This is a genomic window from Streptomyces sp. NPDC000075, assembly GCF_040301925.1.
In the GTDB taxonomy this organism is placed as follows: domain Bacteria; phylum Actinomycetota; class Actinomycetes; order Streptomycetales; family Streptomycetaceae; genus Streptomyces; species Streptomyces polychromogenes.
The window spans coordinates 410,082-425,737 of record NZ_JBEPFL010000002.1 but is presented as its reverse complement, the minus strand read 5'-3'; the positions used below and the strand labels follow the sequence as shown (position 1 = coordinate 425,737).

Genomic DNA, 15,656 nt, shown 5'->3' with positions numbered 1-15,656 from the left:
CGCCGGGCGGCCGTCCTCGACGCGGGCGCGCCCGGGGCCCGCTGCCCGCAGCTGCCGGCCATCGGGCCGGGCGGGCCGAGCGGCTCGGAGGACTGCCTGTACCTGAACGTCACCGCCCCGGCGGGCCGGGGGGCGGCCCGGCCGGTCATGGTGTGGTTCCACGGCGGCGGCTTCCGCCTCGGCGCTGCGGACCTCTACGCACCGGAGCCGCTGGCCGTGCGCGGGGACGGCGCGGTGGTGGTGACGGTCAACTACCGGCTGGGGATCCTCGGCTTCTTCGGCCACCCCGAGCTGGGCGGCGCCCCGGACTTCGGGCTCGCCGACCAGCAGGCGGCGCTGCGCTGGGTCCGGGCGAACGCGGCCGCCTTCGGCGGGGATCCGGGGCGGGTGACGGTGTTCGGGGAGTCGGCGGGCGGGCTGAGCGTCTGCGCCCACCTGACCGCCCCCGGCTCGGCCGGCCTGTTCCACCGGGCGATCGTGCAGAGCGGGTCCTGCTCGACCACGATGCCGCCGTACTCCCTGCTGCCGACGGTCGGCACGTACGAGCCCTTCGTCCCGGAGGAACGCGTCGCCGGGGCCGGCGTCGCGGCGGCGGACGGGCTCGGCTGCGGCGGACGGCCGGCCGGGAAGGTGCTCGACTGCCTGCGCGCACTGGACGCGCGCCGGCTGGTGACGGCAGAGCTGACGGAACGGTTCTCCGGGGTCGCGTACGGGAACGCCCTGCTGCCCGTGGAGCCCCGGCGGGCCCTGGAGACCGGCCGTTTCCACCGGGTGCCGGTGGTCCAGGGCAGCACCGTGGACGAGATGCGGCTGTTCGTCTCGCAGACCCTCGCCACGTACCCGGTGGACGGGCGGCGGGACTACGGCGAACGGCTCCGCGCCTCCTTCGGCGCCTCGGCCCCGGCCGTCGCGGCCGCGTACCCCGAGGCCGCGTACCCCTCGGCCGCGATCGCCTGGGCCACGGCACTGTCCGACGCCTCATTCACCTGCCCGACGCTGCGCGACAGCCGCGCCCTGGCCCGCCACGTCCCGGTGTACGGCTACCTGTTCAGCGACAGCCGGGCGCCGAACTTCACCGGCCTGCCGGAGCGCGCCGGCTTCCCCTTCGGGGCGGCCCACGGCTTCGAGCTGCCCTACCTGTTCCGGACGGTGCCCCTGACGGCACCTCAGACGGAGCTGTCGGAGCGGATGACCGGCTACTGGACCCGGTTCGCCGGCACCGGCTCGCCGGACGCGCCGGGGGCGCCGGCCTGGCCCCGGTTCGACGGGCGGACGCCGTCGGTGCTGCGGCTGGCTCCGGGCCCCGGGGGGATCCGGCCGGTGGACGCGGCGGCCGCGCACCACTGCGCCCTGTGGGACGGCCTGCCGGTGCCGGAACCCGGCACCGGCGGCTGAACGGGGGTCAGACGGCCCCTACAGGCGCACGTTCCAGGTCGCGGTGGAGGACAGGGAGCGGGCGACGGCGGGGTCGCGGACGGCGGGGGTGCGGTCCTCCACGGTCACCGACAGCTCGTGGGTGCGCAGGTCCAGCAGCCACAGCTCGGCCACCCGCACCTCGGTGCGGCCCTCGAACCGCTTGACCTCGCGGCCGTCGAGGTACCAGCGCACCGTCGGCTGGCGCCCGTCGGCGGCGGCCAGGCGCGGGACGGCCGCCTTCGCCGTGTGCCGCAGCCTCAGGGTCCGGTCGGTGGGGGTGATGGGGGTGACGAGGCGTGCGTGCCGCTGGAAGCCGGCGATCATCGCCTCCACGCCGGGGAGGTTGAAGGGCTTGCCCAGCACCCGCATGATCGAGTTGTCGGTGGGCCGGTAGAGGCCGGTGACGTAGTAGCCGCCGCCCTCGTAGGCGCCGACGGTGCCTCCGTCGGGGGAGGTCTCGCCGAGCCAGCGGTACCACTTGGCCCGCTGCGCGGCCATCCGGCCGGCGTCGAGGGTGGAGGTGTTGGGGTCGGCGGGCTCGGGGCCGGTGTACTTCTCGTAGTCGGGGACGCCCGGGTAGAAGTACTCGTCGGCGAGCTTGCCGAGCGAGTGGCCGGTCTCGTGGATGGCCACCTGACCGGACTTGGGATGGCCGGCGGAGGCCGTCGAGATGCCCTCGTACCCGAGGGTGGGGCTGGGTTCGTTGTAGCCGGCGCCGCCGTACTTGGCGCTGTTGGCGAGGACGACGACCAGGTCGGCGGCAGGCGCCTTCGCCACGTACGCGTCCACCTTGGGCTGGTCCACGCAGAGCAGCCGCTCGATGGACTCGCACCAGAAGTAGGCACCGAGGGCGGTGTCGCGGACGGTGTCCGGGCCGGGGTCGCCGGAGACCCCGGACTGGGCGGAGACGGCGTCCACGGTCCATACGTTGAACAGGTTCCGGTAGGTCGTGTAGGGCTCCACGGCCGTGACCTCGGCCCATTTCGCGCGGACGTCGGCGTGGAAGCGGTCCAGTTCGGCGGCGGTGTAGCCGTCGCCGACGAAGACCACGTCGAGCCGGTCGGAGGTGGGGCCGTTGTCGACCGTCTTGGTGACCTGCCCGTCGGCCGCCCGCACGGACTCCGAGAGGCGGGGCGCGGCCTTCGCCCGTCCGGCGGCGGGTACCCGGGTGTGGCCGGATCCGGCTTCCGCGCCGTGTTCCGGCCCGGGTATCTCGACCTCGACGCCGGGGCGGGTGCTCGGGCCGCCGGGCGGCGCCGCGTCGGCGGGCACGGCCGACGCGGCCAGCAGCGCGGCGCTCGCGCAGGCGGCCGCGAGCGCCGCGCGCAGGGCCGTTCGGACGGTTCTCTTCATGAAGTCCTCCGCCGGGGCCGGGAGTTGAGGGGAGTTAATTGAACGGTTAACTCGACTGAACCGGCTGCTTAAACTAGAGGGCGCCCGAGGGCGTGCGCAATGGGTGACTCCCGCCGGATACTGGGGAGTTGAGGAAACCTCGTGGACCGCAGGGGGAGTTCATGGACGAACCGGCCGAGATCGGGCGCCGGGTGCACCGGCTGCGCGGTGAACGCGGGCTGACGCAGAGGCAGTTGGCGGAACCCGCGTACACACCGGCGTACGTGTCCACCCTGGAGGCGGGCAAGGTGCGGCCCTCGGAGACCGCGCTGCGCTTCCTCGCCGGACGCCTCGGGACCTCGTACGAGGAACTCGCCACCGGGCGCCCGGCCTCCCTGGCCACGGAGCTGCGCCTGGCCCTCACCGACGCCCAGCGCACCCTCGCCACCGGCTCCGCGCACGAGGCCGCGGGGCACTTCCGGCGGCTGCTCGGGGAGGCGGAGCGGCTCGGGCTGGCCGACGAGCGGGCGGAGGCCCTGCTAGGGCTCGGCGACTGCGCGCTGGAGGCGGGCGAACTGACCGAGGCGGCCGGGCACTTCGAGGCCGCGGAGCTGCTGCTGGCCGGTGAGCCGCTCCCCCGCCGGGCCCGGCCGATCCGCGGCCGGGCCGTCGCACACCTGCTGGCCGGCGAGCTGCGGTACGCCTGCTACCTGCTGGAATCGGCCATCGACGGCCTCAACGCGGGCGGGCTCGCCGACCCCGAGGCGCTGGTGCTGCTGTACTCGGCGGTGATCGGCCCGTACATCGACATGGGCGCGCACGCCCGCGCGGCCCACGCGGCGGAGCTGGCGCTGGCACTGGCCCCGCAGGTCGCGGACCCGGCGCTGGTGGCGGGGATGCACCGGCAGGTGGCCCGCACGTTCCTCGCCGAGGGCCGGATCGCGGACGCCGACGCCTCACTGGCGCAGGCCCAGGCCGTCTACCGGCAGCTGCGGCTGCGCACCGATCTGGCGCACTGCCACTGGATGCGTGGCTACGTCCAGGCGCAGCACGGGGAACTGGCCTCGGCGGAGCGGGAGTTGCGGATCGCCCGGGAGATGCTCACGGCCCGGCGGGCGGCGTTGTACACCGCGCAGGTGGAGGTGGAGCTGGCGGACGTGCTGCGCCGTCTGGGACGGCACGAGGAGGCGGCCGAGCTGGTGTCGGGGCTGCTGGCGGAGGGCTCCGGCCCGGGCGCGGTGCACGCGGGCGGGGCGCACCGGCTGCTGGGGCTGATCGCCGAGGAGCGGGGGGAGGCAAAGGCGGCGGAGGAGCACTACGTACGGGCGCTGGCGCTGCTGGAGCGGAGCGGGGCGGGCGGGGACCTGGCGGACCTGTGCCGGCTGCTGGGGGACCTGCTGCGCCGGGCCGGCCGCACCGAGGCGGCGCTCGACGCCTACCGCACGGGCCTGGGCCACCGCGCCGCCCCCGGCACCACCACCCTGGGCCCGGCCCCGGCGGCCCCGGCCTTCCGCTGAGCCGTACCCCGCGCGGGGCGGGGGCGGGGGCGGGGCCGCGGGGGCGGGGACATCGCCCCGCGCGGCGGCCGGCTACGACTCGCCCGGGGTACGGGCGCGGGCGCCCTCGCGGGTGCGGCCCGAGGCGGGGGCGCGCTCCGGGTGGCGCCGGAGGTACTCGTCCTCCAGCTCCCGCAGCCGCTGCGTGTGCGTGGCCAGGGCGTCGTCCGAACCGTGCAGCAGGGTCTCGTGGCGGGTGCGGTGGATGGTCTCCAGTTCCTTCAGCAACCGGTCGTCCCCCAGCTTGCGCGGCGCCGCTCCGCCGGAGCTCTCTGCCATGGCTACCACCTCCACGTCCTACGGTAGACGCGTCCCGCCCGTTCAGCCGTCCGGCCCCGGCCCGGACCCCACCACCGGCGGCGGCTCCGGCGGCAGCGGCCGGGCCGCGGCGGCGTGGGCGCGCAGGGCGCAGCGGACGGACCAGGTCACCGAGACCACCGGCACGGCGACCACCGCCCCCACCACCCCGGCGGCGATGGCCCCCGCGACCACCGAGACGGCCACGACCAGCGGGTGCAGGGCCACCGCCCAGCTCATCACCAGGGGGTGCAGCAGATGGCCCTCGATCTGGCCGATCACCACGATCAGAGCGACCACCACGCCCGCGATGACCGGCCCCTTAGCCGCCAGCGCGACCACCGCCGCGACGGCGAGCGCCACCGGGGAGCCGATCAGGGGGACGAAGGCGGCGAAGAACTCCAGCAGCGCCAGCGGGAGGGCCAGCGGGACCCCGAGGAGGTAGAGCGCGAGTCCGACCAGGGCCGCGTTCGTGCCGGCGACCAGCACGATCCCGTGCGTGTAGCCGGTGAAGGTGCGCCAGGCCGCGCGTCCGGCGACGCCCACCCGCTCGCGCGCCCCCTCGGGCAGCTGGGCGCAGAACCAGGCCCACTGCCGGTCGCCGCCGTGCAGGAAGAAGACGGAGGAGAACACCGCGAGCGCCAGGACCGTGAGCACCTGCACCACGTGCCCGGCGCCGCTGACGGCCGTGCTCAGCAGGGCCGAGCGGTGGGCCGAGACGTACGCGCCGATGCGGGCCTGGATGTCGGTGAGGGCTTCCGACTTCAGCCGGAACGGCGGCCGCTCCAGCCACCCCTGGATGCTGACGAGTCCCTCCCGGAACTCCCTGACCAGGGTCTCGCTCTCCCCCGCCACCGCCTCGCCGACCAGCGCGAGCACGCCCAGCAGCACGACCGTGCTGCCGATGAGGCTGACGGCCACGGCCAGCGAGCGGGGCACGAGCAGGGTCAGCCGCCGGGACAGGGGGGACAGCAGCGCGGTGATGACCAGGCCCAGGAAGAGGGCGACGCCGATCTCGTGGAAGCGGCCCAGGACCACGAAGACGGCGTAGACGGCAGCCCCGACGACCAGCAGGCGCCACGCATAGGACGCTGCCGTACGCAGGAACGGGGAGACCGGCGGCATGACCCATGGGTGCCACCGGAGGCGGCGCGTGCCACGCCCCGGGGTCCGTTTTGACCCGTCCGGGGAGAAAATCCGTTGCCCGGCCGTGCGGCGGCCCCGCACGATGGCGCGTTGTGAGTAGCTCCCGTCTGTCCTCCGTACTGCCCGACCTGTCCCCCTGGCGTTCCAGCCGTGACTTCCGGCTCCTCTTCTTCCAGGGGACGGTCACCTTCTTCGGCTCGTTCATGGCGATGATCGCCCTCCCGCTCCAGATCAAGCACCTGACGGACTCGCCGCTGGCGGTCGGTGCGATGGGCGCGGTGGAGCTGGTGCCGCTGGTGGTGTGCGGGCTGTACGGGGGCGCGCTGGCGGACGCGGTGGACCGGCGGCGGCTGATCCTGCTGACGGAGGCGGCGCTCGGGCTGCTGGCGCTGGTGCTGCTGGTGAACGCGCTGCTGCCGGCCCCGCTGCTGTGGCCGCTGTACGTGGTGGCGGCCGGGGTGTCGGCGCTGACGGGGCTCCAGCGGCCGGCGCTGGACTCGCTGATGGCGCGGATCGTGCCGCACGACCAGCTGACGGCCGCCGCCGCGCTGAACGCGCTGCGCTACCAGTTCGGGGCGATCGCCGGGCCGGCGGTGGCCGGGGTGGTCGTCGCCTACGCCGGGTACGCCTCGGCATACGCGACGACGGTCGCGGGCTTCGCCGTCTCGGTGGCGCTGTGCGCGCGGCTGCGCCCGGCGCCGCCGGCGGGCGGCGGGGAGCGGCCCTCGCTGCGGGCGATAGCCGAGGGGGCGCGGTACGCGTGGAGCCGGCCGGTGCTGCTGGGGACGTACGCCGTCGACCTGGCGGCGATGTTCTTCGCGTTCCCGAACACGATCTTCCCCTTCCTCGCGGACGAGCTCGACGCCGAGTGGGCGCTGGGGCTGATGTACGCGGCGGGGGCGGTCGGCTCGCTGGTGCTGGGGCTGACCAGCGGCTGGGTGTCGCGGGTGCGGCGGCACGGGCTGCTGGTGGTCTTCGGGGCGGCGGCCTGGGGGCTGGCGATCGCCGCGGCGGGCTGGTTCTCGGACATCTGGCTCGTGCTGCTGTGCCTGGCGGCGGCGGGCGCGGGCGACATGCTGAGCGCCCTGGGCCGCTCGACGATCTGGAACCAGACGATCCCGGAGGAGCTGCGGGGGCGGCTCGCGGGGATCGAGGTGCTCTCGTACAGCGTCGGGCCGCAGCTCGGCCAGGTGCGGGCGGGTACGACGGCCGGCTGGACCGGGACCCGTCCGGCCTTCTGGAGCGGCGGTCTGGCCTGTGTGGCGTCGGTGGCGCTGCTGGCGGCGCTGCTGCCGAAGCTGATCTCGTACGACGCGGACACCGACGAGGACGCGCTGCGCCGCCGGGCCGCCCGTGAGGCCGGCGACCCGCAGGCCGATCCGGCGGGCGCGGCGGCCTGAGCGGGCGCCGGGCGCGGGACGCCCGAACGGCGGTCCTCGCGGTGCGGAAGGCCGCCGTCACCGGGAGGGTGACGGCATGGGCGACTGGTGGTACCGCAACATCCTGGAGCCGGGCAAGCTCCCGCTGCTGCTGGCCCTGACGGCGTTCGTCGTGACCTTCGTGGCCACCCGGGTGATCACCCGGATGATCCGGGCCGGGAAGGGCCCCTTCCGCAACGTCACGCCGGGTGGTCTGCACGTGCACCACTGCGTGCCCGGGGTGATCCTCATGACCGTCGGCGGTTTCACCGCGATCGCGGGCGGCCGCACAGGCTGGGGTTCGTGGGTGGCGGCCGTGCTGTTCGGGATGGGCACGGGGCTGGTGCTGGACGAGTTCGCGCTGATCCTGCACCTGAGCGACGTCTACTGGAGCAAGGAGGGAACGCTCAGCGTCGAGGTGGTGGTCATGACCTCGGCCCTGGCGGGGCTGTTGCTGTGCGGGTTCCTGCCGCTGGGCGTGGACGGTCTGACCGAGGGCCAGCTGGAGAACCGCCTGTTCCTCGTGCTGACCGTGCTGTTCAACCTGCTGCTGGCCGTGATGGCCCTGTTCAAGGGGAAGCCGCGGCTCGCGGTGCTGGGGGTGGTGGTGCCGCTGATCGCCCTGATCGCGGCGGTGCGGCTGGCCCGGCCCGCGTCCCCGTGGGCGCGCCGGTTCTACGGCCGGCGGCCGAGGGCCCGGGCCCGGACCCTGCGGCGCGCCTACCGGCACGACCGGCGCTGGAGCGGGCTCGAGCGCCGGATCGGCTACCTCATCGGCGGCGCGCCCAGCCGGTGAAGGGGGTGTCAGGCCGAGGCGGCGGGGGCCGCGTCGAGCTCCCAGGCGTGGCGCTTGAACTCCTTGCGGAAGTCGGCGTGGTCCTCCCACTGGCGGGCGATGCCGCGCAGCACGTCCCAGTGGTGCTCGACCGACTGGTCGATGACCTTGCGCACGAGCGGCTCGGCCGTCTCGCGGGTCGCGATGAGCCCCTTGACGGCGGAGGCCTCCAGGACGCTGTTGCGCAGGGCGCGCAGGGCCCGGGAGGTGTCGTCCATGGCGAAGCCGCGCTCACTTCCGGTCTCCGCGTCGAACAGCGGGGTCAGCCGCGCCTCGATGAACGCGGTGATCCGCTCGAAGTGCTGCACGTCCATCAGGGTTCTCCCGTTCCCGCCGGTCCGGCGCTGCGCGCGGCCCGGCCCGTCTCGTCGAAGCTGCTCGGGGGTGAGCTCCGGTGCAGGATACGAGGTCACGGGCGCCCGGGGTGCGCCGGGCACCCTGACGCCGCGTTCAACGGCGCAGCGGGTCCGGCGCGGTGACGGCGAGGAGGGGCGGGGCCGGGGAGGTGTGGCGGTGGCCGCAGGGGTCGAAGACCAGCACCACGGGCTCGCCCGGGCGCTGGCGCCAGGAGATCCGCTCCGGCGGGGCGGCGCAGCGGGGACAGGCGGGCAGCGGGCCCGGCTCGGTCCGGCACTCGGGTGCGGCCGTCAGCAGCGGCGGCAGGGTGTGCGGGTCAGGCATGGGGGCTCCCTGGTCCGGAGGTTGCGCTGCTGGCACTGTGCCATGTGCGGGGCCTTGCGCGCACGGGTGAATCGTCCGGCGTTCCGGCAGGTCAGAGCCGTCCCGGCCGGGGAAATCGGGCCGTCTGCGGGCAGTTGGTGATCAAGTGCTCCTCCGCTCCGCCTCCACCAGGCCCGATTCGTACGCGGCGATCACGGCCTGGGCCCGGTCGCGGACGCCGAGCTTGCCGAAGACACCGGTGAGGTGGTTCTTGACGGTGGAGACGCTGATGTCCAGTTCCGCGGCGATCTCGGCGTTGTCCAGCCCGGCGGCGAGCAGCCGCCAGATCTCCAGCTCGCGCGGGGTGAGTCCGTCGGGGGCCGCCGGGGCGGGCCGGGGCGCGCGGGCCGGGGTGCGGACGTAGGCGGAGATCAGCCGGGTCAGCAGCCTCGGGGCGACGGCGGCCTCTCCGCTGTGGACGGTCCGGACGGCGGCGATCAGCTCCTCGGGGGAGACGTCCTTGGGCAGGAAGCCGTAGGCGCCGGCGCGCAGGGCGGCCACCACGTACTCGTCCATGTCGAAGGTGCTCAGCGCCAGGACCCGGGACGCGGGGCGGGCGGAGGCGAGTTCCCCGGTGGCGCGGACCCCGTCGAGGACCGGCATGCGGATGTCCATGACCACGACGTCGGGGTGCAGCCGCAGGGCGAGTTCCACCGCCTCGGCGCCGTCACCGGCCTCGCCGACGACCTCGACGTCCGGGTGGGGGGCCAGGATCAGGCTGAGGCCGCGCCGCACCAGCGGCTGGTCGTCGGCTATCAGTACGCGGATCAACGGGGGTGGTCCTCTCCTCGTGCCCCGTCCGGGGCTCCGGCGGCGGCCGGGACCGGGAGGCGGGCCGCGACCCGGAAGCCGCCGTCCGCACGCGGGCCGGCTTCCAGGGTGCCGCCGTGCAGGGCGACGCGTTCGCGCATGCCGATCAGACCGTACCCGCCCCGGCCCTGCTGCCGCTGGGCCCGGCGCGGCGGCGCCTCGCCGGGGCCGTCGTCGCAGACCTCGACGGCGACCTCCGCCGCGCGGTACGTGAGCCGGACCCGGGCGCCGGCGTTCCCGGCGTGCTTGCGGGCGTTGGTCAGGGCCTCCTGGACGACCCGGAACACGGTCAGGCCGACGGTGGGCGGCAGCGGGCGGACGGCGCCGTGCACGGTGAACTCGGTGTCCATGCCGCCCAGCCGGGACTCGGTGACGATCCGTTCGAGGTCGGCGGTGCCGGGCTGCGGGGCGGACGGCGCGGGCTCCGTCTCCTCCCCGGCGCGCAGGACGTCCAGGAGCTGGCGCATCTCGCCCAGGGCCATCCGGCCGGAGTCCTCCAGGATCACCAGGGCCTCGCGGGCCGCCCCGGGGTCGTGCTCCAGGCTGACGCGGGCCCCGCCGGCCATCAGCTGCATGGTGGTGATGTGGTGGGCGACGATGTCGTGCAGCTCCCGGGCGATCCTGCGGCGTTCGGCGGCCACCGCCCGGTCGGCGAGCAGCGCCCGGTTGGCCTCGACCTCCCGCTGCCAGCGGTTGACGCCGACGGCGGCGCCGACGACCAGGGCGGCGGCGAGGGCGTTGGTGAGGACGTTCAGACCGGAGGGGAGCACGGAGCCCCCCAGGCCGACGGCGGCCAGCGGAACGCAGGCCGGGGCAGCGGCGGCGACCACGGCGGGCCGGCAGCGGCGGGCCACCGTGAAGAGGGCGACGGTCAGGGTCAGGCCGAAGTGCGGCGCCGCCGGGGTGACGACGTTCACCACCATGCCGAGGGCCAGCACGGCACCGAGCACCGGGACCGGGTGGCGGCGCCGGAAGAGCAGGGTCAGGGCGGCGAGCACCAGTCCGAGCGCGGCGGTGACCGTGAAGGGGGTCCCGTCCACCAGGGCGCTGAGGGACAGACCGGTGAGGTCGGTGGCCGCCGCCCCCACCGCCACCAGTCCGTCGCCCCGCGTCCACTCCAGGCGCTCGGCGCGCGTGCCCATCGGTTCCCGCCTCCTCCGCAGGCCGCTCCCGCCCGGCCGGTCCGGGGCGGCGCGCGGCCGCCCGCGGAGCTCCATTCTGGCAAAGCCCCCTGGTCGGGGCAGCGTCCCCGGGTCGGGGAGCGGACCAGGACTGCGGTCCTGGTCCGGGCCACGGCCCGGACCGGGGTCCCGGGCGGCGGATCCTCCCGCGCCCCGACGCGCGGTGCCCGGGCGGCTGATGGTCTGGAGACCCGTCGGCGGTGCGCCGGCGGTGGACGTCGCAGAGACCGGAGGAGAGAAGTGATCCGCGCCCTGACGGGATGTTCGACGAGACACGCGTGGAAGGTGATCGCCGTCTGGGCGGTGGTGGGCATCGCGCTGGCCATCCTGGGCCAGGCGTTCGTGTACCGGGCGACCCAGTCCGGCAACGCCGGTTTCCTGCCGGAGAGCTACGACTCGGCGGCCGCGCTGCGGATCGCCGAGGAGGACTTCGGGGTGCGGCCGGACGCCGACCCGCTGACGGTGCTCGTGGCCCGCCCGGACGGGGCGGCGCTGACGGCCGGGGACGAGCGGCGCATCGGGGAGGTGGCCGGGCGGCTGGGCCGGCAGCGGGTGGTCATGCCGCGGCCGAAGGACGATCCGCCGCTGGTGCAGGACCACTCCCAGGTGCCCCGGATCGGGGCGGGGGCGACTGCGCCGGACCGGGCCTTCCGGCTGATACCGGTGGAGCTGACGGGCAATCCGGAGGATCCCGGGGTGCAGGACACCTACCGGGCCTTCCGGGAGCAGGCGCGCGGGGCGTTCCGGGAGGCGGGGCTGCGGACCGGGTTCACGGGCGGGCTGGCCACGACGGTGGACACGGCCGACGCGGAGGAGACCCGCACCCTGGTCGTCGGTCTCGCGATGACCGGGCTGATCGTGCTGCTGCACGTCCTGGTGTTCCGCAGCCTGGCGGCGGCCCTGCTGCCGCTGGTGACGGTGACGATCGTCGGCGGGGCGGCGGCGGGCGCGGTGGTCGGCGCGGCGCTGCTGACCGGGGTCGACCTGGCCCCGTCCACGCCCGGGCTGATCAACGTGGTGCTGATCGGCATCGGGATCGACTACTTCCTCTTCCTGCTGTTCCGCTTCCGCGAGCAGCTGCGCGCCCATCCCGGGCAGTCGGGCCGGGAGGCGGCGGCCGAGGTGGCGGGCCGGGTGGGGACGGCGGTCACCTCGGCGGCGCTGACGATCGTGGCCGCGTTCGCCACGCTGGGGACCGCCTCCTTCGGCCAGTTCCGGGTGCTGGGCCCGGCGATCGCGGTGGCGGTGCTGGTGATGCTGCTGGGCAGCCTGACGCTGATGCCGGCGCTGCTGGCCGTGACGGGCCGCCGGATGTTCTGGCCCTCGCGGTCGCTGCGGCGGGCTCCGCGCGCGGGCGCGGCGGGGCGGCTCGGTGAGCTGGCCGCCCGGCGGCCTGCGGCCCTCGCGGTGGGCGCCGTACTGCTCCTCGGGGCGCTGACGGCGGGGGCCGCCGGGGTCCGGATGGACTACGGGCAGGGCGGCGCCGGCGGTGAGCGGACCGCGGCCGTGCGGACGGCGGAGGAGATCGCCCGGTCGATGCCGGCCGGGGTCTCGGATCCGGCGACCGTGTTCGTCAAGGCGGAGGACGGGCGGCCGATGACCGCCGAGCGGGTGGCGGGGCTGGCGGGGGCGCTGGCGCGGGTGCCCGGGGTGGGGCAGGTGACCCCGGCGGTGGTGAGCGGGAACGGTTCGGCCGCCCGTATCGACCTGCTGCTGACGGCCGCGCCGGGCGGCCAGGAGGCCCGGGACCTGGTGTCGGGTCCGGTGCGCGCGACCGTACGGGCGCACGTGCCGGCCGGGACCGGGGCGCACGTCGGGGGCACGGCCGCGGTGTTCGCCGACGTCGCGGTGGCGGTGGGCGAGGACCTGGAGGTGATCTTCCCGGTGGCGGCGGTGCTGATCGCGCTGATCCTGCTGGTGCTGCTGCGCAGCCTGTTGGCGCCCGTGGTGCTGATGGTCGCGGTCGGGCTGGGCTTCACGGCCACGCTGGGGGCGGCGGCGCTGGTGTTCCAGCACGCGCTGGGGCGGCCGGGTGTGGACTTCACGCTGCCGCTGGTGCTGTTCCTGTTCGTGGTGGCCCTCGGCACCGACTACAACATCCTGGTCTGCGACCGGATCCGGGAGGAGATGGAACGGCCCGGGCCGGCGCGGGCGGCGGTGGCCCGGGCGGTCCGGCACACCGCGCCGGCGATCGCCACCGCGGGCCTGGTGCTGGCCGCCTCCTTCGGCAGCCTGGCGGTCAGTCCGCAGCCGGGTCTCCAGCAGACCGGGTTCGCGACGGCGGTGGGCATCCTGCTGTCGGCGTTCGTCCTGTCGGTGGTCCTGGTCCCCGCCCTGGCCGCGCTGCTGGGCCGCTCCCTGTGGTGGCCGGTGCGCCCGTCCGCGAAGGCGGCGGCCCGTGTGGAGCGGCCCGAGCCCGGGCGGGTCCCGGTCGGCTGAGGGCCCGTCGGCCGGGGCGGGAGGCCTCCGGGCGGACCGTCAGCTGACGCGGAAGGCGCTGGCCTCGGGCCGGCGGTGGAAGGTGACCCGGTCCCAGCCGGGGAACGCCAGGTCCGTGACGGCGAGCAGCCGGCCGGAGGCGTCGTGCACGGTGCGCCGTACCGAGAGCCCGCAGGCGGGGGACGCGGCGGCGGGGTGGCTGGTGCGGGTCATCGTGATGGTCTCGGCGGTGCGGCCCCGGGCGGCGGCCCGCTCCAGCCAGCGGTGCAGCGGCCGCAGGTCCTCCTCGCGGGCGGCGGCCGGGTGTTCCAGGTAGGCCGCGAGTTCCGGGGTGCGGGCGACGGCGCGCGGGCAGAGGTAGGTCACGGTGTGCTGGAGGGTGCGGCCGTCGGGGCCGTGCACGCGGTGGTGGTGGACCAGGGTGCGCTCCCCGCCGCCCATGCCGAGCAGCGCCGCGAGGGAGGGCGGCACGGTGACCAGTGCGAGCCGGACGGCGGCCGGGCCGGCCGGCCCCTGGGGGCGGGCGGTGGCGGGACCCCGCGCGTCCGCGCGGCCGGCGGGCCGGGGCTGCAGCGCCGGGGCGGCCCGGGTGCCCCGGCGGCCGGTGACCACCAGTCCGTCGGCGCGCAGCTGCTGGAGGGCGGCGCGGACGGTCTGCCGGTTGACCTCGTAGCGGGCGGCGAGGCTGCGCTCGGAGGGCAGTCTGCCTCCGGCGGTCCGGGCGGCGTGGTCGAGTTCGTCCCGCAGCGCTGCGGCGATGCGCTGGTACTTGGGCATGGCGGCCGGGCCGCCGCCCCGCGAAGGGGAGGGCATGGCTTCTCCTCTGACGGGTGGTCAAGGACTGCGCGGTCTGCCCGACCAACCTAGCATTGGTCTATACCTTTCGGTACGGGATCCCCGCCACCGGCGCCACCTTGGCCGAATCCGGCACCGGCCCTCCCGCCCCCGTCAGCCGCGCAGCGGGTTGGGCAGCTCCAGGTAGCGCGCGTCGGCGCCGTCCGCGCGGGTCCACCGCAGCAGCAGGTTCGTCTTGGCCGGAAGGGCGGGGGCCGCCAGCAGCCGTGCGATCTCGGGCAGGCCGTGCTCGGCGTCGTAGCGCAGGAACTCCTCGCGGACCGCCGGCCACACCAGGCCGGCCAGCTCCGGACGGTGTTCGGCCAGGGCTGCGGCCACCTCCGCCAGGTGGTTGACGACCAGGCAGTACACGAGCCGCTCCCAGGCCGCCGCGCGCGGCATGTCCTGCGGGAGTTTGACCCCCTCCGCGTCGCGGAAGAGGGCCTGCACGGGCGTCCCCCGGCCGTCGACGGCGACCAGGCAGTTCTGGAGGTGGGCCTCCAGGACGATCCCGTGCCGCGCGAACAGGTCCAGCACCGGAGGCACGACGTGGCGCAGATAGGCCCGCCACCACCCCGCCGGATCGGGCGCACCCTCCAGCGGGCTGCCGGGGTACCCCTCGGCGAGCGCGGCGCACAGCAGCGGCACCGCCCCCGGAAGCACCCGCCCGCGCAGTCCGTCACGGACCAGGACGGCGAGTTCCTCGAAGGCGAAGGCGGCCGTACGGTAGCCGCGGTCGCACAGCCAGACCGCGCTCGCCCCGGTGCGGCGGCGCAGGTCGGCGAAGCCCTCCTCGACGGCGGCGTCGGTGCGGCGCAGCTTGAGCAGGTCGTGGCGCCACAGCCGGCGCACGTCGTTGGTGATGCGGACGTCGAGGCTGAACTTCGCGAACAGGTCGCCGTCCGGGCCGGGCGCGTGCACGGTGCGGATCGAGGCGGTGGGCCACACCGGCCGCCGGGTCGGCCCGAGCCGCAGCAGGCGCCCGTCGGCGAGGGCCTCGCGCACCTCCCGCCGCCCGGCGACCAGCTCCAGCTGCCAGGGGTGCGCGGGCAGCGCCCGGTAGCCGGCCGGCGGGCGGGGGCCGTCGAGGATCCCGGCCAGGGCGTCGACCGCCGCCGCGGCGGCCGGGCCGCCCTCCTGCGCCACCTGGTCCTCGCGCAGCCCCAGCATCACCAGCGGGAAGCGCGCGTGGGCCTCGGGGGCGTACGGCAGCCAGCTCGCGGCGGGGCCGCCGCCTCGGGTCTTGGGCGCGGGATGGTGCGGGTGGCCCATGAGGAGGGCCTGCTCGGAACGGACGTAGGGGTCCTCGGGCACCGCCGCGCCGGCCCGGGCGGCCAGCAGCGCGGCGACGGTGTCGCGGCTGTCGGCCATCTCCACCGGCAGCTCGTCGTTGGAGACGCCCGTGTGGCGCAGCAGCTCGTCGGAGGCGAGCTTGACCAGTTCGGCGTGGCTGAGCGGGTGCCAGCCGTCCGCGGTGCGCAGCTCGGGGTCCGCGGGCCGGCGGCCGCCGCCGACCCGCAGGAGCCGGCCGCTGCCGCGCAGCCGGTGGACCCGCCCGCCCTCGGCGTCGGTCACCTCCCGCAGCAGGCAGTTCAGGAGCGGTGCGGCGGCGTAGGCGTCGGCGGCGGCGTTGAGGTCCACTGGATCCATTCGGGGGCTTCGGAGCGTCGGT

Annotated in this window: 14 protein-coding genes; 5 read left to right on the top strand and 9 right to left on the bottom strand. The window is 75.9% G+C overall.

All coding sequences use genetic code 11. The features are described 5' to 3' along the window. Positions 1–1,395 (top strand): carboxylesterase/lipase family protein (locus ABT403_RS04120; RefSeq protein ID WP_351647839.1); only part of this gene is annotated, 1,395 nt, incomplete at its 5' end. Positions 1,396–1,413: 18 nt separating this feature from the next. Here the strand turns inward: ABT403_RS04120 and ABT403_RS04115 are convergent. Then, complete coding sequence (locus tag ABT403_RS04115; RefSeq protein ID WP_344158064.1) at positions 1,414–2,769, bottom strand: M64 family metallopeptidase; 1,356 nt, start codon at positions 2,767–2,769, stop codon at positions 1,414–1,416. 161 nt (positions 2,770–2,930) lie between these two features. Between ABT403_RS04115 and ABT403_RS04110 the strand changes: the two genes are divergently transcribed. Next, positions 2,931–4,265, top strand: a complete 1,335-nt coding sequence (locus ABT403_RS04110) for a tetratricopeptide repeat protein (protein ID WP_344158061.1) — start codon at positions 2,931–2,933, stop codon at positions 4,263–4,265. 72 nt (positions 4,266–4,337) lie between these two features. On the opposite strand, the gene ABT403_RS04105 is transcribed toward ABT403_RS04110, so the two are convergent. After that, positions 4,338–4,583 (bottom strand): DUF6158 family protein, encoded by a 246-nt coding sequence (locus tag ABT403_RS04105; protein WP_344158058.1) that lies wholly within the window; start codon positions 4,581–4,583, stop codon positions 4,338–4,340. Positions 4,584–4,625: 42 nt separating this feature from the next. Continuing rightward, a complete protein-coding gene (locus tag ABT403_RS04100) occupies positions 4,626–5,726 on the bottom strand; it encodes an AI-2E family transporter (RefSeq protein WP_344158055.1) in 1,101 nt (366 codons plus the stop codon). Between the two features lie 128 nt (positions 5,727–5,854). Between ABT403_RS04100 and ABT403_RS04095 the strand changes: the two genes are divergently transcribed. Together ABT403_RS04095 and ABT403_RS04090 are read left to right on the top strand one after the other, a co-directional pair. Then, positions 5,855–7,147, top strand: coding sequence for an MFS transporter (locus ABT403_RS04095; protein ID WP_425580192.1), 1,293 nt, complete (start codon positions 5,855–5,857; stop codon positions 7,145–7,147). A 76-nt stretch (positions 7,148–7,223) separates the two neighbouring features. Continuing rightward, positions 7,224–7,961 (top strand): hypothetical protein, encoded by a 738-nt coding sequence (locus tag ABT403_RS04090; RefSeq protein WP_344158049.1) that lies wholly within the window; start codon positions 7,224–7,226, stop codon positions 7,959–7,961. An 8-nt stretch (positions 7,962–7,969) separates the two neighbouring features. Here ABT403_RS04090 and ABT403_RS04085 read toward each other — a convergent pair whose 3' ends face one another. The 4 genes from ABT403_RS04085 to ABT403_RS04070 form a co-directional block, all read right to left on the bottom strand. Further along, entirely contained in the window at positions 7,970–8,314 is a 345-nt protein-coding gene (locus ABT403_RS04085; protein ID WP_079431055.1) for a hypothetical protein, read from the bottom strand. A gap of 136 nt (positions 8,315–8,450) precedes the next feature. After that, entirely contained in the window at positions 8,451–8,681 is a 231-nt protein-coding gene (locus tag ABT403_RS04080) for a hypothetical protein (RefSeq protein ID WP_344158043.1), read from the bottom strand. 141 nt (positions 8,682–8,822) lie between these two features. Further along, positions 8,823–9,491 (bottom strand): response regulator, encoded by a 669-nt coding sequence (locus tag ABT403_RS04075; RefSeq protein ID WP_344158040.1) that lies wholly within the window; start codon positions 9,489–9,491, stop codon positions 8,823–8,825. Beyond that, positions 9,488–10,672, bottom strand: coding sequence for a sensor histidine kinase (locus ABT403_RS04070; protein WP_344158037.1), 1,185 nt, complete (start codon positions 10,670–10,672; stop codon positions 9,488–9,490). The genes ABT403_RS04075 and ABT403_RS04070 overlap by 4 nt, the downstream gene beginning before the upstream one ends. A gap of 279 nt (positions 10,673–10,951) precedes the next feature. Here ABT403_RS04070 and ABT403_RS04065 point away from each other — a divergent pair, with 279 nt between their 5' ends. Next, on the top strand, positions 10,952–13,150 hold the full coding sequence (locus ABT403_RS04065; protein ID WP_344158034.1) for an MMPL family transporter: 2,199 nt from the start codon (positions 10,952–10,954) through the stop codon (positions 13,148–13,150). A gap of 39 nt (positions 13,151–13,189) precedes the next feature. Here ABT403_RS04065 and ABT403_RS04060 read toward each other — a convergent pair whose 3' ends face one another. Together ABT403_RS04060 and ABT403_RS04055 are read right to left on the bottom strand one after the other, a co-directional pair. Then, positions 13,190–13,963 carry a GntR family transcriptional regulator gene (locus tag ABT403_RS04060; RefSeq protein ID WP_344158031.1) on the bottom strand — a complete coding sequence of 258 codons (774 nt, stop codon included), beginning with the start codon at positions 13,961–13,963 and terminating at the stop codon, positions 13,190–13,192. A 135-nt stretch (positions 13,964–14,098) separates the two neighbouring features. Continuing rightward, positions 14,099–15,634 (bottom strand): IucA/IucC family protein, encoded by a 1,536-nt coding sequence (locus ABT403_RS04055; protein WP_344158028.1) that lies wholly within the window; start codon positions 15,632–15,634, stop codon positions 14,099–14,101. Between the last annotated feature and the right edge of the window lie 22 nt (positions 15,635–15,656).

What these genes read in the sequence shown, in the direction of transcription:
- ABT403_RS04100 (WP_344158055.1), bottom strand. Translation starts at nt 5,726, where the DNA reads ATGCCGCCGGTCTCCCCGTTCCTGCGTACGGCAGCGTCCTATGCGTGG.
- ABT403_RS04085 (WP_079431055.1), bottom strand. Translation starts at nt 8,314, where the DNA reads ATGGACGTGCAGCACTTCGAGCGGATCACCGCGTTCATCGAGGCGCGG.
- ABT403_RS04080 (WP_344158043.1), bottom strand. Translation starts at nt 8,681, where the DNA reads ATGCCTGACCCGCACACCCTGCCGCCGCTGCTGACGGCCGCACCCGAG.
- ABT403_RS04115 (WP_344158064.1), bottom strand. Translation starts at nt 2,769, where the DNA reads ATGAAGAGAACCGTCCGAACGGCCCTGCGCGCGGCGCTCGCGGCCGCC.
- ABT403_RS04110 (WP_344158061.1), top strand. Translation starts at nt 2,931, where the DNA reads ATGGACGAACCGGCCGAGATCGGGCGCCGGGTGCACCGGCTGCGCGGT.
- ABT403_RS04105 (WP_344158058.1), bottom strand. Translation starts at nt 4,583, where the DNA reads ATGGCAGAGAGCTCCGGCGGAGCGGCGCCGCGCAAGCTGGGGGACGAC.
- ABT403_RS04060 (WP_344158031.1), bottom strand. Translation starts at nt 13,963, where the DNA reads ATGCCCTCCCCTTCGCGGGGCGGCGGCCCGGCCGCCATGCCCAAGTAC.
- ABT403_RS04055 (WP_344158028.1), bottom strand. Translation starts at nt 15,634, where the DNA reads ATGGATCCAGTGGACCTCAACGCCGCCGCCGACGCCTACGCCGCCGCA.
- ABT403_RS04070 (WP_344158037.1), bottom strand. Translation starts at nt 10,672, where the DNA reads ATGGGCACGCGCGCCGAGCGCCTGGAGTGGACGCGGGGCGACGGACTG.
- ABT403_RS04090 (WP_344158049.1), top strand. Translation starts at nt 7,224, where the DNA reads ATGGGCGACTGGTGGTACCGCAACATCCTGGAGCCGGGCAAGCTCCCG.